The following is a 21573-nucleotide window of genomic DNA, read 5'->3' as shown; positions in this document are numbered from 1 at the left end:
GTCGATTCAAATCCGTGACCCAAGAATAGTACTATCAGTATTTGTGACCAGAATTTAAATACTACAATATGTGTTTTGTCGGCCGAAGGCGTCCACGTATGGTGCCGCACATGGATAAATGGATTGAGTTGGTCAAGGCCAAAATGAGTGAACTCAACGTCACTCAAGTCGAACTCGGCGAGCGCGTCGGCATGTCGCAGGGCGGTATCGGCCATTGGCTGAACAAGCGCCGCGAGCCCGGCATTACGCAGATGAACCGCGTGCTGAAAGCGCTGGGTATGGAGTATCTCGAGGTCGCGGTGGTGATTCGTGAACCGCAGATCGATGCGGACGACGAAATGCCCCTGGCGCAGAAGTACAACCCTTACTTTCGCTATCCGGTCAGCGAGTGGAATGCGCCGGTCGAGGCCCGTGAAAGCCAGCCAGCGTATTCCAGTGCCAAGGACAAGCGACGTTTCGAACTGACGGATTACCACGCCCGTGGCCCGGCGTTCTGGCTGACGGTGACGGGTAACGCGATGACCGCGCCCACCGGGCAGAGCATCGGCGAGGGGATGATGATTCTGGTGGACCCGGCGCTGGAAGCCGAGCCCGGCAAACTGGTGATCGCCCAGTGGCCGGACAGCGACGAGGCGATTTTCCGCAAGCTGATCGAAGAGGGCGGCCAGCGTTACCTGGTGCCGCTCAATCCGACCTGGCCGAAAGCCTTGTTGACCGACGAGTGCCGAATTATCGGTGTCGTGGTTCAGGCAACGGCCAAATACTAGTCAGATCGATCCTCGTCAGGCGTAGGATCGATCCACCTTTCACGCTTCTTCCAGTTCGACCAGTGTGCTGCCTTCGCTGACCATTTCGCCTTCCTGGCAATACAGCGCCTTGATCACGCCGGCATGGGGTGCGCGGATGCTGTGCTCCATCTTCATCGCCTCGAGCACCACCAATTGCGCACCGGCTTCAACCGATTGCCCGGCCTCCACCAGCACCCGCACGATGCTGCCGTTCATCGGCGCCGTCAGACCGCCCTGATGGCTGTGGCTGGCGTCGACAGCGCTGATCGGGTCATACGTTTCAACGCGTCGCAACTCGCCGTCCCATTGCAGAAACAGCACCTCTTCACGACGAATCGCCCGCAGCTGCCGACGCAGCCCTTCGTGCTCGAGCACCAGTTGTTCGCCGATCAGTTTTGCATTACTGCCAGCACCGAGCGTCAGCGCCCGGTCCTGCCCCTCGCAACTCAAATGCAAAGTGATTTCACGTGGCAGGCCAGCACGCAAACCGCTGGGAAGCGCCCAAGGCGAAGCGGGATCATCCGCCCGAGCCATCCCCGGCAGGCTCTGCGCAAAAGCCTGCGCCGCCGCCACCCAGAATTCATCGCTCAGCGCAGCAGGCGCTGGCAGCAACTGCTCCTGATAGCGCGGAATGAACCCGGTATCCAGCTCGGCCGCCGCGAACGCCGGATGACCGATGATCCGCCGCAGGAAGTTGATGTTGGTCTTCAGCCCACCAATCGCAAACTCATCGAGCATGCTCAGCAGCCGCAAACGCGCCTGTTCACGATCCTCGCCCCAGGCAATCAGCTTGCCGAGCATCGGATCGTAGAACGGCGAAATCTCGTCGCCTTCCTCAACGCCGCTGTCCACACGGCGCCCCGGCCCTGCGGCGGATTCGCGATACAGATCCAGACGCCCGGTTGCCGGCAGGAAGTCATTCGACGGATCTTCCGCATACAACCGAACCTCAATCGCATGCCCGTTGAGCGGCACCTGATCCTGGGTGATCGGCAGTGCTTCGCCGCGAGCAACGCGAATCTGCCAGGCCACCAGATCGAGCCCGGTGATGGCTTCGGTGACCGGGTGTTCGACCTGTAGCCGCGTGTTCATCTCCATGAAGAAGAACTCGCCGCGAGCATCCAGCAGAAACTCCACCGTGCCGGCACCGACGTAGCCGATGGCTTGCGCCGAACGCACAGCCGCCTCGCCCATCGCCCGACGCAGTTCCGGGCTCAAACCCGGTGCCGGCGCCTCTTCGACGACCTTCTGGTGCCGGCGCTGGATCGAGCAATCGCGCTCGTTCAGGTACAGGCAATTGCCATGCTGATCGGCGAATACCTGGATTTCCACGTGCCGCGGCTTGAGCAGGTATTTCTCCACCAGCATCCGCGAGTCGCCGAACGACGACTGCGCTTCACGCTGTGCGGAGGCCAGCGCTTCAGCCAGTTGACTGACGTCCTCGACGACCTTCATGCCTTTACCGCCACCGCCAGCGGTGGCCTTGAGCAGCACCGGATAGCCGATGCGCTCGCAAGCATCGCGGAAGGTGTCCAGGTCCTGAGCTTCGCCGTGATAACCCGGCACCAGCGGCACGCCAGCCGTTTCCATCAGGGCCTTGGCGGCGGATTTGCTGCCCATCGCGTCGATGGCCGAGGCGGGTGGGCCGAGGAAGATCAGGCCGGCCGCTTCGATGGCGCGAGCAAACCCGGCGTTCTCCGACAGAAAGCCATAACCCGGATGAATCGCCTGAGCGCCGCTGGCCTTGGCCGCGGCGATCAGTTTGTCGATTTGTAAGTAACTGTCGGCCGCTTTGCTGCCGCCCAGATCCACACGGATATCCGCTTCACGGCTGTGCCGTGCTTCGCGGTCGGTGGCGCTGTGTACGGCGACAGTGGTCATGCCCAGCGCCTTGGCGGTACGCATGACCCGGCAAGCGATTTCGCCACGGTTGGCCACCAGAAGGGTGGTGAGAACAGGTGCGCTCATCAACGCGGCTCCTTGGTTGCGGCTTGCCAGCTCGGCGCACGTTTCTGCAAAAAGGCCCGCAAGCCTTCCTGGCCTTCCGGGCTGACGCGGATGCGGGCGATGGCGTTTTCGGTGTAGCGGCGCAGGGCCGGCGTCAGTGCGCCGTTGCCGACCTCACGCAGCAGATCCTTGCTGGCGCGCATGGCGGCGGGGCTGTTGAGCAGGAGGTTGTCGATCCATTGTTCGACTTTCTGTTCAAGCTCGGCCGCCGGATAGCTTTCGGACAGCAATCCAATCTCGCGCGCCCGTTGGCCGCCAAAACGCTCGGCCGTCAACGCATAACGCCGCGCCGCGCGCTCGCCGATGGCTTGTACCACAAACGGACTGATCACCGCCGGCGCCAGGCCAATACGTACTTCCGACAGACAGAACTGCGCATCATCGGCGCCAATCGCCATGTCGCAGCAACTGATCAGACCCAGCGCACCGCCGAACGCCGCGCCTTGCACCACGGCCACGGTCGGGATTTTCAGCTTGGCGAGGTTATACATCAGCTCCGCCAGTTCCCGAGCGTCGTCGAGGTTGGTGTGGTAATCGAGTTCGGCCGATTGCTGCATCCAGGCCAGATCCGCGCCGGCACTGAAGTGTTTGCCGCGTCCGCGCACCAGCAGGAAACGCAGGCTGGCATCGCTGGCGACCTTGTCCAGCGCCAGGATCAGTTCGCGGATCATCTCGGCGTTGAACGCGTTGTTCTTTTCTTCGCGGCTGAGCCACAGGGTCGCGAAACCCCGTGGATCGCTCTGCAATTCGAGGGTGTTGAAGTCGCTCATGAGGTTCTCCCGATCACATCCGGAACACGCCGAAGCGGCTCGGTTCGATAGGCGCGTTCAACGACGCGGACAAGGCCAGGGCCAGTACATCGCGGGTCTGCGCCGGGTCGATGACACCGTCGTCCCATAGCCGTGCGCTGGAGTAGTAGGGGTGACCCTGTTCTTCGTACTGGTCGAGAATCGGTTGCTTGATCTCGCTTTCCTGCTCGGCGCTGAACGCCTGACCGCTGCGTTCGGCCTGCTCGCGCTTGACCTGAACCAGCACGCCGGCCGCCTGTTCGGCGCCCATCACGCCGATCCGCGCGTTCGGCCACATCCACAGGAAACGCGGATCGTAGGCCCGCCCGCACATGCCGTAGTTGCCTGCGCCGAAGCTGCCGCCGATGATCACGGTGAATTTCGGCACCTTGGCGCACGCCACGGCGGTCACCAGTTTGGCGCCGTGCTTGGCGATGCCGCCGGCCTCGTATTTCTGGCCAACCATGAAGCCTGTGATGTTCTGCAGGAACAGCAGCGGAATCCCGCGCTGGCAGGCCAGTTCGATGAAGTGCGCGCCTTTTTGCGCGGCTTCGGCGAACAGGATGCCGTTGTTGGCGAGGATCGCGATCGGGTAGCCGTGCAGGTGGGCGAAACCGCACACCAGCGTGGTGCCGAACAAGGCTTTGAATTCATCGAACACCGAACCGTCGACCAGTCGCGCAATTACTTCGCGCACATCGAACGGCTGCTTGGCGTCCGCCGACACCACGCCGTACAACTCGTCGCTGGCGTACAGCGGAGCAATCGGCGCGCGCTGCTGCACTTCGCCGAGTTTGCGCCAGTTGAGGTTGGCGACGCTGCGGCGGGCCAGGGCGAGGGCGTGCTCGTCGCTTTCGGCGTAATGGTCGGCGACCCCGGAAATCTTGCAATGCACATCGGCCCCGCCGAGTTCTTCGGCGCTGACCACTTCACCGGTTGCGGCTTTCACCAGCGGTGGGCCAGCGAGGAAAATCGTCGCCTGATTGCGCACCATGATCGCTTCGTCGGCCATCGCCGGTACGTAAGCACCGCCTGCGGTGCACGAGCCCATGACCACCGCAATCTGCGGAATGCCCATGGCGCTCATGTTGGCCTGGTTGAAGAAGATCCGCCCGAAGTGTTCGCGATCCGGGAACACTTCGTCCTGACGCGGCAGGTTGGCGCCGCCCGAGTCCACCAGATAGATGCACGGCAGGCGATTCTGCTGGGCGATCGTCTGGGCGCGCAGGTGTTTCTTCACGGTCAGCGGATAGTACGAACCACCTTTCACCGTCGCGTCGTTGGCAACGATCATGCACTCGACGCCTTCCACGCGACCGATCCCGGCAATCACGCCAGCGGCCGGCACGTCTTCGCCATACACAGCGTGGGCGGCCAACTGACTGATTTCCAGAAACGGCGAGCCCGGATCGAGCAAGCGGTTGATCCGCTCACGCGGCAGCAGTTTGCCCCGCGAGGTGTGACGTTCCTGAGCTTTCGCGCCGCCGCCCTGGGCCACTTGGGCGAGCAGGGTATGCAGGGCGTCGACCTGTTTGAGCATCGCCGCGCTGTTGGCGGCGAACTCCGCTGAACGAGGGTTGAGCTGGGTATGCAGGATAGCCATGGACAGCTCCGTTTAGCGGGTTTCGTTGAACAGTTCGCGACCGATCAGCATGCGACGGATCTCACTGGTGCCAGCGCCGATTTCGTACAGCTTGGCGTCACGCAGCAGACGACCGGCCGGGAATTCGTTGATGTAACCGTTGCCGCCGAGAATCTGGATCGCATCAAGGGCCATTTGTGTGGCGCGTTCGGCGGTGTAGAGGATCACGCCGGCGGCGTCCTTGCGCGTGGTTTCGTTGCGCTCGCAGGCCTGGGCCACGGCGTAGAGGTAGGCGCGGCTGGCGTTGAGCTGGGTGTACATGTCGGCGACTTTGCCCTGGATCAGCTGGAATTCGCCGATGCTCTGGCCGAACTGCTTGCGGTCGTGGATGTACGGCACGATCAGGTCCATGCACGACTGCATGATCCCGGTCGGGCCGCCGGACAGCACGACGCGTTCGTAATCGAGACCGCTCATCAGCACTTTCACGCCGCCGTTGAGGACGCCGAGGATATTTTCTTCCGGCACTTCCACGTCATCGAAGAACAGCTCGCAGGTGTTGGAGCCGCGCATGCCGAGTTTGTCGAACTTGTTGCTGCGGCTGAAGCCTTTCCAGTCACGTTCGACGATGAACGCGGTGATGCCGTGCGGGCCTTTTTCCAGGTCGGTCTTGGCGTAGATCACGTAAGTGTTGGCGTCGGGACCGTTGGTGATCCAGGTCTTGCTGCCGTTGAGCACGAAACGGTCGCCGCGCTTATCGGCGCGCAATTTCATCGAGACCACGTCGGAACCGGCGTTCGGTTCGCTCATCGCCAGAGCGCCAACGTGTTCGCCGCTGATCAGCTTCGGCAGGTATTTGGCTTTCTGTTCGTGGTTGCCGTTGCGGTTGATCTGGTTCACGCAGAGGTTCGAGTGGGCGCCGTAGGACAACGCCACCGAAGCCGATCCACGGCTGATTTCTTCCATCGCCACGACGTGCGCCAGGTAACCCAGGCCAGCACCGCCGTATTCTTCCGGTACGGTGATGCCGAGCAGGCCCATGTCACCGAACTTGCGCCACAGATCAGCGGGGAACAGGTTGTCGCTATCGATCTGCGCGGCACGCGGGGCGATCTCCTTGGCGACAAAGGACTGAACCTGATCGCGCAGCATGTCGATGGTTTCACCGAGGGCAAAGTTCAGGGATGGGTAGCTCATGGGTCACCTTTTGGCTTTTTTGTAGGGTGGGGAGAAGGGCGTTTCAGTTCTCACCTTTACGTTAACGTAAGCCTGTGACGAATGGCTGTCAATCGCCCTTTACGTTAACGTCAACTTGAGCGAGAGTAGAGCCAGTTCTGAATGGTCGGAGCTGCCGTGGCTCCGTTCCAACACCCACTAATAAAGACAATAGGGGTCGTCATGGATCAACCCAGTGCAAACCCGCAGCGCAGCTATACCCGTGGTTCCCAGGACAAAGCCTTGCTGGCGATGACCATCGGGCAGAGGTTCGACGAGACCGTCGCGCAGTATCCGGACGGCGAGGCGTTGGTGGTGCGTCATCAGCAGCTGCGTTACACCTGGCGGCAACTGGCCGACGCGGTGGATGTTCACGCCAGAGCCCTGCTGGCGTTGGGTTTGCAGGCCGGTGATCGGCTGGGTATCTGGGCGCCGAACTGCGCGCAGTGGTGTATCACGCAGTTCGCCACCGCGAAGCTCGGCGTGATTCTGGTCAACATCAACCCGGCCTACCGCAGCTCCGAACTCGAATACGTGCTCAAGCAATCCGGTTGCCAATGGCTGGTCTGCGCCGGTGCATTCAAGAGCTCCAACTATCACGGCATGTTGCAAGGCTTGCTGCCGGAACTGGCCGAGCAATCCATTGGCGAACTGCGCAGTGAGCGCCTGCCGGAGTTGCGTGGCCTGATCAGCCTCGATTCACAGCCGCCTTCGGGTTTTCTCCCGTGGTCGCAACTGGCAGATCTGGCCGCCAGTGTCTCTCCAGAACAATTGCGTGAACGCAGCGACAGCCTGCACTTCGATCAGCCCGTCAACATCCAGTACACCTCCGGCACCACCGGTTTCCCCAAGGGCGCGACCCTCAGTCACTACAACATCCTCAACAACGGTTACATGGTCGGCGAAAGCCTCGGCCTGACCGCCGCCGATCGCCTGGTGATCCCGGTGCCGCTGTATCACTGCTTCGGCATGGTCATGGGCAACCTCGGTTGCATCACCCACGGCAGCACGATGATTTATCCCAACGATGCCTTCGATCCGCTGCTGACCCTGAGCACCGTCGCCGAAGAAAAGGCCACCGCACTGTACGGCGTGCCGACCATGTTCATCGCCATGCTCGATCAGCCGCAACGTGCCGAGTTCGACCTGTCGACCCTGCGCACCGGGATCATGGCCGGCGCCACCTGCCCGATCGAGGTGATGCGCCGGGTCATCAACGAAATGCACATGAGCGAAGTGCAGATCGCCTACGGCATGACCGAAACCAGCCCGGTCTCGCTGCAAACCGGACCATCCGACGAACTGGAGCTGCGCGTCACCACCGTCGGCCGCACCCAGCCGCAACTCGAAAGCAAAATCATCGACGAGGCCGGCAACCCAGTGCCACGGGGCACCATCGGCGAACTGTGCACCCGTGGCTACAGCGTGATGCTCGGCTACTGGAACAACCCGAATGCGACCGCCGAAGCCATCGACGCGGCGGGCTGGATGCACACCGGCGACCTGGCGAGCATGAACGACGAGGGTTACGTGTGCATCGCCGGGCGTAACAAGGACATGATCATCCGTGGCGGCGAAAACATTTACCCGCGCGAACTGGAAGAGTTCTTCTTCACCCATCCAGCGGTGGCGGACGTGCAGGTGATCGGCATTCCCTGCTCGCGTTACGGCGAGGAAATCGTCGCCTGGATCAAATTCCATCCCGGCCACAGCGCCACCGAGCAAGAACTGCAAGCGTGGTGCAAGGAGCGCATCGCCCACTTCAAGACGCCGCGTCATTTCAAGTTCGTAGAGGAGTTTCCGATGACGGTGACCGGCAAGATCCAGAAATTCCGGATGCGTGAGATCAGTATCGAAGAATTACGCGAAAACCAGACCTGACAAAGATCGAATGTGGGAGCGGGTTTGCTCGCGAATGCAGTGTGCCATTCAGCAAGCATGTTGACTGACCTGACGCATTCGCGAGCAAGCCCGCTCCCACAAAGGGGAGGGGCGGTGAAAACAGAAATCACAGGAAGCACAAAGGGGAGCCGAAGCTCCCCTTTAATTTTGTCGTCGCGTGCTCTTTTTTATTATTGAGGGGCGGTCTGTTGTTGTTTTTGGCAACCGTGGCCCTTTACCGCTGTTTTTGGCGACCCCCATCCGGGGTCAAGAGCAAACGTATTTTTTTGAGCGCTGATCTGCTTTCTCGCTAAGCGATCCAACCGATTCGGGAGCTACCTGAAGGTAGTTTTATTGTTCTCTGCCCGGTTGCGGGTCATTCCGAGGAATACCCTGAAAAGCACACCTTCTCCAAAAAAATCTGTTAGCTGCGTCTCTGCCGTGTTGTTTTTGTTATGTCAGAGTCGGTACGTCTTATTTTTATTGGTTTGCTGCTTTTTATTCTTGTTATGCCATAGAGATAGCAGAAGCCGTGCCAACTTTATAAAACCCTTTTAAATCAACCGCTTGAAAATTTTGAAGGATTTTTCCTTCAGGCAAAACCAGACAATTTGTTTCCGTGTTACTCGCTTGTGCCCACGTTTCGGTCTCGGCGGTAACACAGTCCCCCCTCACTGTGCGCTGCGAGCCTTGGCCACGCGCGATCCGGTTGGGCGGCCGAGCACGGCACTGATCTGCTGGCCGGCGGCAATCAAGGCGTCGAGGTCGATGCCGGTCTCGATACCCAGGCCGTTGAGCAGGTACACCACGTCTTCGGTGGCGACGTTACCGCTGGCGCCCTTGGCGTACGGGCAGCCGCCGAGGCCGGCGATCGAGCTGTCGAACACCGCGATGCCTTCCAGCAGACTGGCGTAGATGTTGGCCATGGCCTGGCCGTAGGTGTCGTGGAAGTGGCCGGCGAGTTTCTCGCGTGGCACCTGCTTCGAAACCACTTCGAACAGACGGCGGGTCGCGCCCGCGGTGCCGGTGCCAATGGTGTCACCCAGCGATACTTCGTAGCAGCCCATCGCGTACAGCTCGCGGGCGACCATGGCGACTTGTTCCGGCGCGACTTCGCCTTCATAAGGACAGCCGAGCACGCAGGACACGTAACCGCGCACGGTAACGCCGTGCTGTTTCGCCGATTCCATGATCGGCGCGAACCGCGCCAGGCTTTCGCTGATCGAGCAATTGATGTTGCGCTGCGAAAAGGCTTCGGACGCAGCCGCGAACACCGCGACTTCCTTGACCCCGGCCGCCAGCGCATCTTCGAAACCGCGCAGGTTCGGCGCCAGCGCGCCATAGGTCACGCCGGGCTTGCGCTGGATTTGCGCGAATACGTCGGCGGAACCGGCCATCTGCGGCACCCACTTGGGCGAGACGAAACTGCCGACTTCTATATAGCCGAGGCCGGCGGCGCTCAGCGCGTCGACCAGTTGCACCTTGTCGGCGACGCTGATGGGCTGGGCTTCGTTCTGCAGGCCGTCACGCGGGCCGACTTCGATCAGGCGTACTTGGGAGGGGAGGGACATGGCGTTGACCTGCTCTTTGAATTCCTGCGGAACCCCGTGTGGGATTTATTTGGATTACTGAACTGATTGCTGACTCTTGAGCGTCTGCTCCAGCGCCTGCACGCAGCGTTCTTCGGCGGTGTCGAGTTCCAGCTTCATCTGTTCGATGTCCAGCAATTGCTGTTCAAGCTGTGCCCGGCGCTCGCTGATTTTCGCCAGCATGCTGTTGAGTTGCTTGGTGTTACCGCTGGAGGGGTCGTAGAGCTCGATCAGCTCGCGGCACTCGGCCAGGGAGAAACCGATACGCTTGCCCCGCAGGATCAGCTTCAGGCTGACCTTGTCGCGCGGCGAATAGATGCGTTCCTGGCCTCGGCGCTCGGGGCTGAGCAGGCCTTGTTCTTCATAGAAACGGATCGCCCGGGTGGTGATGTCCAGCTCGCGGGCGAGGTCGGAAATGCTGTAGGTCTGGCTGCTCATGAAAGCGCTCGAAGAAGGGTCTTGGCGCTAAGCTAATGGCAGGTTGACGTTTACGTCAAGTAGCGGGCGCCTGCAGCTTGTCGAGCTTCTTCTCATGGGCTGTCACTTGCTGGCACAGCTCGATCATCTGCTCGCGCATCCAGCGGTTGGCCGGGTCCTGGTCGGTGCTTTCGTGCCAGTACAAATGGGTTTCCACCGGCGGCACATCGTTGACCGGCAGATTGAACGCATGCAGGTCATGGCGGCGGGCGAAACGCTCCGGCACGGTCATCACCATGTCGGTCTGCTGCAACACTTGGGACGCCATCAGATAGTGCTGCGAGCGCAGGGCGATCTTGCGCTGGATGCCCATTTTGCCCAGCGCCAGATCGACATGGCCCAGGCCACTGCGCCGGCTGGAAATATGAATGTGGGTCAGCGACAGGTAATCGTCGAGGGTGAATTTTTCCTTGGTCGCTAGCGGATGGCCCTTGCGCATGGCGCAGACGTAACGGTCTTCCATCAGCTTGACGTGGCGCACCTGCGGGTCGGTGTTGAGCGGCGCATCCACGGCAAAGTCGAGACGCCCGGCGGCCAGTTCCTTGGTGGTTTCCCGGCGTTTGGACAGGAAGCTTTCGATAATCACCGTCGGCGCCAGACGACGCAGGCGCTGGAACAGCGGCGGCAGAATCACCGCTTCGGTCAGGTCAGTCATGCTGATGCGATAGGTCTTGACCGCTTGCGAGGGGTTGAAAATCCGGCTTTCCTGAACCGAAACCCGCAACAGCGAGAGAGCGTTGCGCACCGGGCCGATGATGTTTTGCGCCATGGGCGTCGGCACCATGCCCTGGGCGGTGCGTACGAAGAGCGGGTCGTTGAAGGTCTCGCGCAACCGCGCCAATGCGTTGGACACCGCTGGCTGGGTAATGCCGACAATCTGCCCGGCGCGGGTCAGGTTGGCTTCGGTGTAGATCGCGTCGAAGACGATGAAAAGGTTGAGGTCGACCTTGCTCAGATTCATTACGCGGCTCTCTTGTTATAGATGCTTGTTATTAATGGATGGCGCGGGTCAGGGCGGCCAGGAAAATCAACCAATCATATATCGGTGATGAATGTTTATACACGCCGAGAATAGGCTAGGTAAATTATCAACGCTGTTCTAGCATCGATTGCATGACTTAAACAACCTGCCGAAAAAAGGTAATTGCTCATGGATTTCGCTTATTCGCCCAAGGTGCAAGAACTGCGTGAGCGCGTGACCGCGTTCATGGACGCTTACGTTTACCCGGCCGAAGCCGTGTTCGAACGGCAGGTTGCCGAAGGCGATCGCTGGCAGCCGACGGCGATCATGGAAGAACTCAAGGCCAAGGCAAAGGCCGAAGGTCTGTGGAATTTGTTTCTGCCTGAGTCGGAACTCGGCGCCGGCCTGACCAACCTCGAATACGCGCCATTGGCGGAAATCATGGGCCGTTCGCTGCTCGGTCCCGAGCCGTTCAACTGCTCGGCCCCCGACACCGGCAACATGGAAGTGCTGGTGCGTTACGCCAACGAAGAACAGAAACAGCGCTGGCTCAAACCGCTGCTGCGCGGCGAGATCCGCTCGGCATTCGCCATGACCGAGCCGGACGTTGCGTCCTCCGACGCCACCAACATGGCCGCCCGTGCCGTGCGTGATGGCGACGAGTGGGTCATCAATGGCAAGAAATGGTGGACTTCCGGGGCCTGCGATCCGCGCTGCAAGATCCTGATCTTCATGGGCCTGAGCAACCCCGACGCTCCGCGTCACTCTCAGCACTCGATGATCCTGGTACCGGTCGACACTCCCGGCGTGAAGATCCTCCGTCCGCTGCCGGTGTTCGGTTACGACGACGCGCCCCACGGCCACGCCGAAGTGCTGTTCGACAACGTGCGGGTGCCGTACGAAAACGTCCTGCTCGGTGAAGGACGCGGCTTCGAAATCGCACAAGGTCGCCTTGGCCCAGGCCGGATTCACCACTGCATGCGTTCGATCGGCATGGCCGAGCGCGCACTGGAACTGATGTGCAAACGTTCCGTGAGCCGCACTGCATTCGGCAAACCGCTGGCGCGTCTGGGCGGTAACGTCGACAAGATCGCCGACTCGCGGATGGAAATCGACATGGCACGCCTGCTGACCCTGAAAGCGGCGTACATGATGGACACCGTGGGTAACAAGGTCGCCAAGAGCGAGATTGCACAGATCAAGGTCGTGGCACCGAACGTCGCGTTGCGGGTGATCGACCGGGCGATCCAGATTCATGGTGGGGCCGGGGTGTCGAACGACTTCCCGCTGGCCTACATGTACGCCATGCAACGCACCCTGCGCCTGGCCGACGGCCCGGACGAAGTGCACCGCGCGGCGATCGGCAAGTTCGAGATCGGCAAGTATGTGCCGAAGGAAATGCTGCGTAGCGAGCGCTGATCCAAAAGCGCGTTATCGTTCATCGCTGGCAAGCCAGCTCCCACAAGTCTGCTGGTGTTCACACCATTTGTGTTCACCGAAGATCCCTGTGGGAGCGGGCTTGCCCGCGATGGCGTCAGTGCCCGCAACGCATCAACATCAGATTCAATAAACCCAAACCTCAACCCGCCGATTCTTGATCCTGCCTTCATCCCCGCTGTTGGTCGCCACCGGCATCAGCGCGCCAAACCCGCGCACCTCGCGCAGCACCACGCCGTTCTTCACCAACTCCCGGCGGACCGCCATCGCCCGCAGCTTCGACAGCAAATCCGCCCGCGCCGGGTCGTCCTTGGCGTCGCCGAATCCCACCAGCGTTACCGCGCGGTCGGTCTTGTCGTGGTGCTTTATATAGTCGAACACCCGAGCCAGATCCTGACGGGCCTTGTTGTCGAGGCTGGCGCTGCCTTCTTCAAAGCGGAAGTTCACGGTCAGACGCTGGGCGTGGCGGCTGAGGGATTGATAACCCTCGGGCATCAGCGCATTTGGCGTGACGGCGATGGCCTGCACGGTCTGGGCAATAAAACCGTTGGCCGCGACAATCGCCTGACCCCGGCGGCTCTGTGCAAATTCCACCAATGCCTTGGCCCACGGATTGTTGCTGTCCGGCGGCAGGTAGAAGAACAACCGCCGCGACAGCGGATAGTCTTCGGTGGCGATCAGGCTGGCGAGCGGCAACATTGCCTGGGATTGGCCGTCGACGATCGCCACGGCCTTGGCCTGGCGCACGTAGGGCAGGCCGATGAAACCGATGGCCTGCGGGTCGGCACTCACGGCATCGGACAACTGCTCGCTGGATTCAAACCGCTTCGCGGCATTGCTCAGGGATTTCCCACGACGGCTGAGGACAAGTTCCTTGAAAGTGTCGTAGGTGCCGGACTGATCATCCCGCGCATATAAATGAATCGTCCCACCCTTGCCGCCGACGTCTTCCCACGTCTTCGCCTCACCACTGAAGATTCGCGCCAGTTGTTCGGTGTTCAATTGATTCAGCGGATTGTCGGGATGAAGGATGATCGCCAGGCCATCGATGGCGATGACTTGTTCGGCGTCGGGACTTTTCAGATCGCCCCGGGCTTGCAGGTTCAGCAGTTCGCTGTCCTTGATCGGGCGCGACGAGGCGGCCAGATCGGCGCTGGCGTTCTTGAGTGCAGTGAAACCGGTGCTCGAACCGTGGGCGGCGATCTCTACCACGACTCTTTGGCCTTGGGCTGTGAGGCCGACGACCCGTTGTTCGTTGGCGGTGTCCGGGGTTTCGCTGTGGACTTTCAACAGCCCCTGGTCTTGCAACAGGCCTTCCACCAGCGCCGGGCCGAGCGCCGCGCCAATGGTGTTGGAACCCTGGATGCGCAATACCGGCCCGTTCTCGGGAATGGGCAACGCCGCAACCGCAACCTGCAGCCAGGCGCTCAGGAGAAAGACGAACAGAACACGCAGGGTCATGCCGGCACCGAATGCAGCCAAGGGGATTGCCGGGGAGATTAAGTCAAAGACGTTTCTGAAAGATGACAGCGTAAAAACTGTGGGAGCGAACTCCCACAGCGATTTGAGCTGATTGCGATATCAGCTCAATTCCAGCCAGATCGGCGCATGGTCCGAAGGCTTTTCCATCCCGCGCAGTTCATAGTCGACACCGGCGGCTTTCACCCTTGGCAGCAAACCGTGGGACGCCAAAATCACATCGATGCGCAGGCCACGCTTCGGCTCGTCTTCAAACCCGCGGCTGCGGTAGTCGAACCAGCTGAACGTGTCGGTCACGTCCGGGTTCAGATGACGGAAACTGTCGGTCAGGCCCCAGTTTTTCAGGCGTGCCATCCACTCGCGCTCTTCCGGCAGGAAGCTGCACTTACCGGTTTTCAGCCAGCGCTTCATGTTGTCCGGGCCGATGCCGATGTCGCAGTCTTCGGGGGAGATGTTGACGTCGCCCATCACCACCAGCGGCTGTTCGTTGTGGAACTGGCTTTCCAGCAGCGCTTGCAGATCGCTGTAGAAACGCTGCTTGGCCGGGAATTTGGTCGGATGGTCGCGGCTTTCACCCTGTGGGAAATAGCCGTTCATGATCGTCACCGGCACGCCGTTGGCGTCGGCGAATGTGCCCCAGATGAAGCGCCGCTGCGCGTCTTCTTCATCGGTGGCGAAGCCTTTGTGCACGGCAATCGGTTCCTGGCGCGAGAGCAGGGCGACGCCGTAATGGCCTTTCTGGCCGTGGAAATACACGTGATAACCCAGGGCCCGCACTTCATCCAGCGGGAACTGGTCGTCGTGGACCTTGGTTTCCTGCAGGCCGATGACGTCCGGCTGATGCTTTTCGATCAGCGCCGCCAGCTGATGCGGGCGGGCCCGCAGTCCGTTGATGTTGAAGGAAACAATCTTCATGGTCGGCAGTCCTGGCAAAAGGGCGATGCTAGCTGACATGTAGGATCTGGGCCAGCGTGGCGGTAGTCCATATGCGCTGCTAATGTCTTTCGGGTGTGGGAACGATCCCTTCTGCCCAAGGCTCGTATAACAAGAACGGGGCCTCTTGAGTCCCGTCCAGGGAGAATCACCGTCATGCCTGAAACCCAATCCGCCATCGCCGATATCCACATGCTCGACCGCGGCTATTCCCGGGAAGCGCGATCCCTTCTTTATCAGGCTTACCGCCACGAGCCGACCTTCGCCTACCTGTTCGAAGCCGAGCGCGCGGGTTACGAACAGCGGGTGCGGGCCACGGTGCGGGAGCTGGTCAAACAGCATTTCCTGCAGGATCTGCCGGCCATCGGCCTGCTGGTCAACGACCGCTTGATCGGCATCGCCCTGATCGCGCCGCCGCAACGGCGCCTGGGCGTTACCGAAAGTTGGGCCTGGCGTTTGCGCATGGTGCTGAGCACCGGTTTCCGCTGCACCCGGCGCTATCTGGAATATCACGCCGCCGTTGAAGCCTGCGTGCCGACCGACTCGGTGCACATGCTGCCGCTGCTCGGTGTGCATCCGCAATTTCAGGGCAAACACTTCGGCGAACAGCTGCTGCAAGCGGTGCACAACTGGTGCGCGGTAGACGAAAGCTCCCAAGGCGTGATTCTCGACACCGGCAACCCGCGCTATCTGGAGTTCTACAAGCGTCAGGGTTACGAGGAAATCGGCGAAGTGGCCGTAGGCCCGGTACGCGAGCACGTGTTTTTCCACGCCAACCCACAGGTGTTACAAACAGCAACGGGATGACCGTCGAACTTTTGGGGGAATTTCCTGTTCTATCACGCTCCCAAGCCCGTGATAGCATCCGCGCCTATGAAGTTTCCAGGAAGATTTACCAGTGGCGTGCTCATGCTGTTAACCAGCTGCGCGGCGCTGGCGCAAAGTGAATTGGATGTGCGGATCAAACCGTCCAACGATGAACTCAAGGCCAATATAGAAGGCTATATCGGCAGCCTCGGCGATCGTGACGAAGAAGCCTTGCAGCGCTTCAGTCGCGGCGCCGAAGAACAGGCGCGCAAGGCCGCCCAGGCCTTGGGTTATTACCAGCCGCAGATCGAAAGTGACGTCAAGGGCGGTGAAAAAACGCGTCTGGTGCTGAACATCGATCCCGGCGAGCCGATCCGCCTGCGCAACGTGACCGTGCGTGTTGACGGCCCGGCTGCCTCCCTCAAATCCTTTCGAGTCCCCAAGAGTGACGTGCTCAAGCCCGGCGCGGTGCTCAACCATGGGCGTTACGAAGACGCCAAGCGCCTGATCCAGAACCAGGCCTCGCGTTATGGCTTCTTCAGTGGCCGTTTCACCAGTCAGAAATTGATGGTCGATCCACGCGCCGGGGTCGCCGACGTCGAACTGATCTACGAAAGCGGCCCGCGTTATGCGCTGGGCAAGGTCAGCTTTGAAGGCGACACCCCGTTCGACGAAGATTTGCTGCAACGCATGGTGCCGTTCAAGGCCGGCGAGCCGTATGACTCCGAGCTGATCGCCGAACTCAACCGCGACCTGCAATCGAGCGGATATTTTGAAGGCGTGCGGGTCGACGCCGCGCCGACCGCCGCGAAAAACGACGTGATCCCGGTGGACGTCAAACTCGACACCCGCAAGCCGCGCACCATGGGCCTGGGTCTTGGTTATTCCACTGACGTCGGCCCGCGCATCAAGGCCAACTGGACCCGCCACTGGGTCAACCCGCAGGGCGACAGCTATGGCTGGGAGGCCGAACTGTCGGCGCCACGGCAGAACGTCGGCCTGTTTTACGACATCCCGCTGGACCCGCCGCTGACCGACAAACTGCGCTGGGCCGGCGGTTATCAATACGAGGACATCGACGGTTCCGACACCTTGAGCAAGCTGTTGACCTTCGGCCCGGAATGGCACAGCAAATTGCCCAGCGGCTGGCAGCGGGTGATCTCGCTGAAATGGCAGCGCGAGGAATACCAGCTCGGCGACGACTCCGGTCTGAGCACCTTGCTGATGCCCGGCGTCAGCTATTCCTACCTCAAGAGTGACAACCGCATCGACCCGCACAACGGCTATCGCCTGACCTTCGAAAGCAAAGTGGCGAAAGAAGGCCTCGGCTCGGACAACAACCTGCTTTATGGCACGGCGCTGATCAAGGGCCTGACCACCGTGTTCGACAAGCATCGCTTGCTCGGCCGAGTGCAGGTCGGCGGCAGTGCCACCAACGGTTACAAATCCGTACCGCCGTCGCTGCGCTTCTTCGCCGGTGGCGATCAGAGCGTGCGTGGCTACGACTATCAGAGCCTGTCCCCGGAGAACTCCGAGGGCGACCGCATCGGCGGGCGCTACATGGTGGCCGGCAGCGTCGAATACCAATACTCGATTGCCGAGAAGTGGCGCGTGGCGACCTTCGTCGATCAGGGCAACTCCTTTAACAAACTCGAACTGCCGAACCTCAAGACCGGGGTCGGTATCGGTGTGCGCTGGGTCTCGCCGGTGGGGCCGATCCGCCTCGACCTGGCCCACGCGCTGGACGACGAAGGCGGCATCCGGCTGCACTTTTCCATGGGGCCTGAGCTGTGAAGCGTGGTTTGAAAATATCGGCGCTGGCGCTGTTGTCGCTGGTGCTGCTGATCGTATTGAGCATCACCGCTGTGCTCGGAACGCAGGCCGGCAGCCGTTGGGTGCTGGGCCTGGTGCCGGGCCTGAGCGTCGACAACTTTCAGGGCCGCCTCGGCGGGCAGTGGAGCGCCGATCATCTGTTGTGGCAGCAGGACAGCAGCCGCGTCGAACTGGACAAACCGATCTTCGAATGGTCGCCGCTGTGCCTGACGCGCATGACGTTGTGCATCCAGCAGCTCAAGGCCGATACCGTCAGCCTGCAATTCCCGCCGAGCGAAGAAGTCACCGAAAGCGGCCCGATCAAGCTTCCGGATCTGCAATTGCCCGTGGCCATCGAGCTGGGCGACGTGCAGGTCGGCAGCTTGCTGTTCAACGGCAGTGAAGCGTTGAAAGGCCTGCAACTGGCGGCGCACTGGACTGCCAAGGGCATGCAGATCGACAGTGTGAAGCTGCAACGCGACGAGTTGAGCCTGAATCTGTCCGGCCTGCTGCAACCGACCGGCAACTGGCCGCTGAACATCACCGGTGATCTGACCTTGCCGTCGCCGGCGCCCGAGCCGTGGACGCTGGCGCTGAAAATCGACGGCGACCTGCTGAAAACCCTCAACCTGCACGCCGACAGCCGTGGCTACCTCAACGGCCAGTTGAGCGGTGAACTGCAACCGCTGGCGGAAAACCTGCCGGCCAAAGTGCGGATCACCTCGGAGGCGTTCAAGCCGAGCGCCGATCTGCCGGACACCCTGCAATTCAATCAACTGCTATTGACCGGCGAAGGCGACCTGAAAAACGGTTACCAACTGCTCGGCAATGCAACGCTGCCTGCCGATAAAGGCCCGGTGGCGCTGTTGCTCAAAGGCAAGGTCGACGCCAACGGTGCACAGATTGCCGGCCTCGATCTGACGGCCAACGACAAGCAAAGCCTCAAGCTGACCGGCAATGTCGACTGGAGCAAAGGCCTCAGCGCCCAGGCCAATATCAACTGGCTGGATTTCCCCTGGCACCGGCTCTATCCGGAAATCGACGAGCCGCAGGTCGCTTTGCGTACCTTCACCGGCGAAGTCTCCTACACCGACGGTCAGTACCTCGGTAACTTCGCCGCCGCTGCAGATGGGCCGGCGGGGGCGTTCAGCCTGAGCAGTCCGTTCAGCGGCAATCTCAAGCAGATTTTCCTGCCACAACTGAAACTCGAAGCCGGGCAGGGCAAGGCCGAAGGCCATGTGAACGTGCAGTTCGCCGATGGCATTGCCTGGGACACCGCGCTGGAGTTGTCGGCGCTCAACCCGGCGTACTGGGTTGCGGAGTTGCCGGGCACCCTGGCTGGGCCGTTGAAGAGCAAAGGCGAAATGAAGAACGAACGCCTGAGCCTGAATGCCGACCTCGATCTGAAAGGCAAACTGCGCGGGCAACCGGCGGTCCTGCAAGCCAAGGCTGACGGCGCGGGCGAGCAGTGGAATCTGAATGCCCTGCAAATCCGCCTCGGCGACAACAGCATCAACGGCAAGGGCAGCCTGCAACAGAAGCTCACCGGGCAGATCGACATCAAACTGGCGCGACTGGCCCAGCTCTGGCCGCAACTGCGCGGGCAGATCAACGGGCGGGTCGATGTCGCCGGCACGCTCAAGGCGCCGCAGGGCAAGCTCGGCCTGCAAGGTTCGCAACTGGCGTTCCAGGACAATCGCCTGCAAAGCCTCAACCTCGACGCCACCCTCGACAGCGCGCAACGGGCGAAAATCGATCTGAAGGGCAGCGGCATCCAGGCCGGCGACACGTCGCTGGGCACCCTGACCGCCAGCGCTCAGGGCGATATCAAAAACCAGAAACTCAACCTCGACCTGCTCGGGCCGAAGCTGAAACTGGCGTTGGGTCTGGACGGCAATCTGGACAAGGGCAACTGGCGCGGGCGTCTGGCCAGCGGTGACATTCAGGCCGGCGGCCAGGACTGGAAGCTGCAAAACCCGGCCAAGCTCGAACGGCTGGCCGACGGCAAGATCAACTTCGGCGCCCATTGCTGGATGTCCGGCAATGCCAGCCTGTGCGGTGAAGATCAGCGCCTGATGCCGGAGCCGAAGCTGCGTTACCACCTCAAGCAGTTCCCGATCGAAAGCCTAGCGCAGTGGCTGCCGAAGGATTTCGCCTGGCAGGGCAAGCTCAACGCCGACCTGCAACTGGACCTGCCGGCCAGCGGCCCGAACGGCCAGGTCAGCATCGATGCCAGCGGCGGCACCTTGCGCATGCGCGAGAAGGATCAGTGGCTGGACTTCCCGTACCAGACCCTCAAGCTCACCAGCAAGCTCACGCCGAAACGCATCGACACCGACCTCAACTTCGTCGGCGGCAAGCTTGGCGAGTTGATGGTGCAGGCGCAGATCAACCCGCTGCCGGCGAGCAAACCGGTCAGTGGTTCGTTCCGCCTCAGCGGGCTTGATCTGTCGGTGGCGCGGCCGTTTGTGCCGATGGTCGAGAAACTCACTGGGCGCCTGAACGGCAGCGGCACGATTTCCGGTGGCCTGCTCGCGCCGCTGGTCAACGGCACCGTGCAGCTCAGCGACGGCGAAGTGTCCGGGCCGGAGTTGCCGATCGAGCTGCAAGCGTTGCAACTGCAAGCGGTGATCGCCGGTGAGGCCGTGCAATTGAACGGCGGCTGGAAAAGCGGCAAGAGCGGGCAGGGCAGCCTGAACGGCAACATCGCCTGGGGTCAGGCGCTGGTGGTGGATCTGGCGCTCAAGGGCACGCAATTGCCGGTGACGGTCGAGCCCTACGCCAAACTGGAAGTGGCGCCGGACCTGAAGATTTCCATGGCCGGCGATGAGCTGGCGATTGCCGGCAAGGTGCTGGTACCGAAAGGCGAAATCACTGTGCGGGAACTGCCGCCATCGACGGTGAAAGTCTCCGATGACACGATCATCGTCGGCGCGCAGACCGAGGAGGGCAAACCGCCGCTGGCGATGAAAATGGACATCGATGTGGTGGTCGGCCAGGACAAGTTGAGCTTCGCCGGGTTCGGCTTGACCGCCAACCTGCAAGGCCAGGTGCACATCGGCGACAACATGGATACTCGCGGTGAACTGTGGCTCAACGACGGACGCTACCGCGCTTATGGTCAGCGCCTGACGGTGCGTCGCGCGCGTCTGCTGTTTGCCGGCCCGATCGATCAGCCATATCTGGACATCGAAGCGATTCGCCAGACCGATGATGTGATCGCCGGTATCCGCCTGAGCGGCAGCGCCGAGCAGCCGACCACACAGATCTTCTCGGAACCGGCCATGAGCCAGGAACAGGCGCTGTCTTATCTGGTGCTGGGGCGTCCGCTGAGCACCACCGGCGAGGACAACAACATGCTCGCGCAGGCGGCGCTTGGTCTGGGCCTGATGGGCAGTTCCGGGGTCACCAGCAGTCTGGCCAGTGACCTGGGCATTCAGGACTTCCAGCTCGACACCCAGGGCAGCGGCAACACCACCAGCGTGGTGGCCAGCGGCAACATCTCGGAAAAACTCAGCCTGCGTTACGGCGTCGGCGTGTTCGAGCCGGCCAACACCATCGCCCTGCGCTACAAACTGAGCAAAAAGGTCTACCTCGAAGCCGCCAGCGGCGTGGCCAGTTCGCTGGACATCTTCTACAAGCGGGATTTCTAGAGCGCACCTGTTTACTTGAACCGAGGCGCGGCCTTCGCGAGCAATCTTGCTCCCAAAGAGATCTGCGGCTGACATGAATGTGTGCCTGCCACCGATCAAATGTGGGAGCGAGCCTGCTCGCGAAGGCGGCTTTCCAGCCAGCAGAGAGGGGGCGGCTGACACCT

The 21573-nt window shown here is 61.3% G+C and carries 15 protein-coding genes; 6 read left to right on the top strand and 9 right to left on the bottom strand.

Annotated elements, in window-relative coordinates:
• Nucleotides 1-110 precede the first annotated feature (110 nt).
• On the top strand, nucleotides 111-767 hold the full coding sequence (locus ACTJK9_RS23890) for a LexA family protein (protein WP_039767691.1): 657 nt from the start codon (nucleotides 111-113) through the stop codon (nucleotides 765-767).
• A 39-nt stretch (nucleotides 768-806) separates the two neighbouring features.
• On the opposite strand, the gene ACTJK9_RS23885 is transcribed toward ACTJK9_RS23890, so the two are convergent.
• Genes ACTJK9_RS23885 through ACTJK9_RS23870 form a run of 4 tightly spaced genes read right to left on the bottom strand, consistent with a single transcriptional unit; the run spans nucleotide 807 to nucleotide 6362 of the window.
• Nucleotides 807-2756 carry an acetyl/propionyl/methylcrotonyl-CoA carboxylase subunit alpha gene (locus tag ACTJK9_RS23885; protein ID WP_440816696.1) on the bottom strand — a complete coding sequence of 650 codons (1950 nt, stop codon included), beginning with the start codon at nucleotides 2754-2756 and terminating at the stop codon, nucleotides 807-809.
• Nucleotides 2756-3565 (bottom strand): gamma-carboxygeranoyl-CoA hydratase, encoded by an 810-nt coding sequence (locus ACTJK9_RS23880; RefSeq protein ID WP_440816693.1) that lies wholly within the window; start codon nucleotides 3563-3565, stop codon nucleotides 2756-2758. Before ACTJK9_RS23880 ends, ACTJK9_RS23885 begins: the two co-directional genes overlap by 1 nt.
• A gap of 13 nt (nucleotides 3566-3578) precedes the next feature.
• Nucleotides 3579-5186, bottom strand: coding sequence for a carboxyl transferase domain-containing protein (locus ACTJK9_RS23875; RefSeq protein WP_440816690.1), 1608 nt, complete (start codon nucleotides 5184-5186; stop codon nucleotides 3579-3581).
• A 12-nt stretch (nucleotides 5187-5198) separates the two neighbouring features.
• Entirely contained in the window at nucleotides 5199-6362 is a 1164-nt protein-coding gene (locus ACTJK9_RS23870) for an isovaleryl-CoA dehydrogenase (RefSeq protein ID WP_039767508.1), read from the bottom strand.
• 201 nt (nucleotides 6363-6563) lie between these two features.
• Here ACTJK9_RS23870 and ACTJK9_RS23865 point away from each other — a divergent pair, with 201 nt between their 5' ends.
• The gene (locus ACTJK9_RS23865; protein WP_440816687.1) at nucleotides 6564-8261 is read left to right on the top strand and encodes an AMP-binding protein; all 1698 of its coding nucleotides are present in this window, start codon (nucleotides 6564-6566) and stop codon (nucleotides 8259-8261) included.
• 671 nt (nucleotides 8262-8932) lie between these two features.
• Here ACTJK9_RS23865 and ACTJK9_RS23860 read toward each other — a convergent pair.
• The 3 genes from ACTJK9_RS23860 to ACTJK9_RS23850 are packed head-to-tail and all read right to left on the bottom strand — an operon-like array spanning nucleotide 8933 to nucleotide 11288.
• Nucleotides 8933-9832, bottom strand: a complete 900-nt coding sequence (locus ACTJK9_RS23860; RefSeq protein WP_007951509.1) for a hydroxymethylglutaryl-CoA lyase — start codon at nucleotides 9830-9832, stop codon at nucleotides 8933-8935.
• Between the two features lie 54 nt (nucleotides 9833-9886).
• Nucleotides 9887-10288 carry a MerR family transcriptional regulator gene (locus ACTJK9_RS23855; protein ID WP_011334998.1) on the bottom strand — a complete coding sequence of 134 codons (402 nt, stop codon included), beginning with the start codon at nucleotides 10286-10288 and terminating at the stop codon, nucleotides 9887-9889.
• 55 nt (nucleotides 10289-10343) lie between these two features.
• On the bottom strand, nucleotides 10344-11288 hold the full coding sequence (locus tag ACTJK9_RS23850) for a LysR family transcriptional regulator (RefSeq protein ID WP_011334997.1): 945 nt from the start codon (nucleotides 11286-11288) through the stop codon (nucleotides 10344-10346).
• A gap of 189 nt (nucleotides 11289-11477) precedes the next feature.
• Here ACTJK9_RS23850 and ACTJK9_RS23845 point away from each other — a divergent pair, with 189 nt between their 5' ends.
• On the top strand, nucleotides 11478-12707 hold the full coding sequence (locus ACTJK9_RS23845) for an acyl-CoA dehydrogenase (RefSeq protein ID WP_440816683.1): 1230 nt from the start codon (nucleotides 11478-11480) through the stop codon (nucleotides 12705-12707).
• A 144-nt stretch (nucleotides 12708-12851) separates the two neighbouring features.
• Here ACTJK9_RS23845 and ACTJK9_RS23840 read toward each other — a convergent pair whose 3' ends face one another.
• A complete protein-coding gene (locus ACTJK9_RS23840; protein WP_221397682.1) occupies nucleotides 12852-14186 on the bottom strand; it encodes a substrate-binding domain-containing protein in 1335 nt (444 codons plus the stop codon).
• A 120-nt stretch (nucleotides 14187-14306) separates the two neighbouring features.
• Nucleotides 14307-15119, bottom strand: a complete 813-nt coding sequence (gene xthA, locus ACTJK9_RS23835; protein WP_064380745.1) for an exodeoxyribonuclease III — start codon at nucleotides 15117-15119, stop codon at nucleotides 14307-14309.
• Between the two features lie 174 nt (nucleotides 15120-15293).
• On the opposite strand from xthA, the gene ACTJK9_RS23830 reads away from it, so the two are divergent.
• The 3 genes from ACTJK9_RS23830 (at nucleotide 15294) to ACTJK9_RS23820 (ending at nucleotide 21409) form a co-directional block, all read left to right on the top strand.
• The gene (locus ACTJK9_RS23830) at nucleotides 15294-15944 is read left to right on the top strand and encodes a GNAT family N-acetyltransferase (RefSeq protein WP_221397681.1); all 651 of its coding nucleotides are present in this window, start codon (nucleotides 15294-15296) and stop codon (nucleotides 15942-15944) included.
• Between the two features lie 66 nt (nucleotides 15945-16010).
• Complete coding sequence (locus tag ACTJK9_RS23825; RefSeq protein ID WP_440816678.1) at nucleotides 16011-17738, top strand: autotransporter assembly complex protein TamA; 1728 nt, start codon at nucleotides 16011-16013, stop codon at nucleotides 17736-17738.
• On the top strand, nucleotides 17735-21409 hold the full coding sequence (locus tag ACTJK9_RS23820; RefSeq protein ID WP_440816675.1) for a translocation/assembly module TamB domain-containing protein: 3675 nt from the start codon (nucleotides 17735-17737) through the stop codon (nucleotides 21407-21409). Before ACTJK9_RS23825 ends, ACTJK9_RS23820 begins: the two co-directional genes overlap by 4 nt.
• Nucleotides 21410-21573 lie beyond the last annotated feature (164 nt).

The organism is Pseudomonas sp. 22082 (assembly GCF_052046055.1).
In the GTDB taxonomy this organism is placed as follows: Bacteria; Pseudomonadota; Gammaproteobacteria; order Pseudomonadales; family Pseudomonadaceae; genus Aquipseudomonas; species Aquipseudomonas pharyngis.
This window is presented reverse-complemented; position numbering and strand designations above follow the sequence as displayed.

What these genes read in the sequence shown, in the direction of transcription:
- ACTJK9_RS23860 (WP_007951509.1), bottom strand. Translation starts at nt 9,832, where the DNA reads ATGTCCCTCCCCTCCCAAGTACGCCTGATCGAAGTCGGCCCGCGTGAC.
- xthA (WP_064380745.1), bottom strand. Translation starts at nt 15,119, where the DNA reads ATGAAGATTGTTTCCTTCAACATCAACGGACTGCGGGCCCGCCCGCAT.
- ACTJK9_RS23865 (WP_440816687.1), top strand. Translation starts at nt 6,564, where the DNA reads ATGGATCAACCCAGTGCAAACCCGCAGCGCAGCTATACCCGTGGTTCC.
- ACTJK9_RS23880 (WP_440816693.1), bottom strand. Translation starts at nt 3,565, where the DNA reads ATGAGCGACTTCAACACCCTCGAATTGCAGAGCGATCCACGGGGTTTC.
- ACTJK9_RS23875 (WP_440816690.1), bottom strand. Translation starts at nt 5,186, where the DNA reads ATGGCTATCCTGCATACCCAGCTCAACCCTCGTTCAGCGGAGTTCGCC.
- ACTJK9_RS23840 (WP_221397682.1), bottom strand. Translation starts at nt 14,186, where the DNA reads ATGACCCTGCGTGTTCTGTTCGTCTTTCTCCTGAGCGCCTGGCTGCAG.
- ACTJK9_RS23855 (WP_011334998.1), bottom strand. Translation starts at nt 10,288, where the DNA reads ATGAGCAGCCAGACCTACAGCATTTCCGACCTCGCCCGCGAGCTGGAC.
- ACTJK9_RS23845 (WP_440816683.1), top strand. Translation starts at nt 11,478, where the DNA reads ATGGATTTCGCTTATTCGCCCAAGGTGCAAGAACTGCGTGAGCGCGTG.
- ACTJK9_RS23870 (WP_039767508.1), bottom strand. Translation starts at nt 6,362, where the DNA reads ATGAGCTACCCATCCCTGAACTTTGCCCTCGGTGAAACCATCGACATG.
- ACTJK9_RS23850 (WP_011334997.1), bottom strand. Translation starts at nt 11,288, where the DNA reads ATGAATCTGAGCAAGGTCGACCTCAACCTTTTCATCGTCTTCGACGCG.
- ACTJK9_RS23825 (WP_440816678.1), top strand. Translation starts at nt 16,011, where the DNA reads ATGAAGTTTCCAGGAAGATTTACCAGTGGCGTGCTCATGCTGTTAACC.
- ACTJK9_RS23885 (WP_440816696.1), bottom strand. Translation starts at nt 2,756, where the DNA reads ATGAGCGCACCTGTTCTCACCACCCTTCTGGTGGCCAACCGTGGCGAA.
- ACTJK9_RS23830 (WP_221397681.1), top strand. Translation starts at nt 15,294, where the DNA reads ATGCCTGAAACCCAATCCGCCATCGCCGATATCCACATGCTCGACCGC.
- ACTJK9_RS23890 (WP_039767691.1), top strand. Translation starts at nt 111, where the DNA reads ATGGATAAATGGATTGAGTTGGTCAAGGCCAAAATGAGTGAACTCAAC.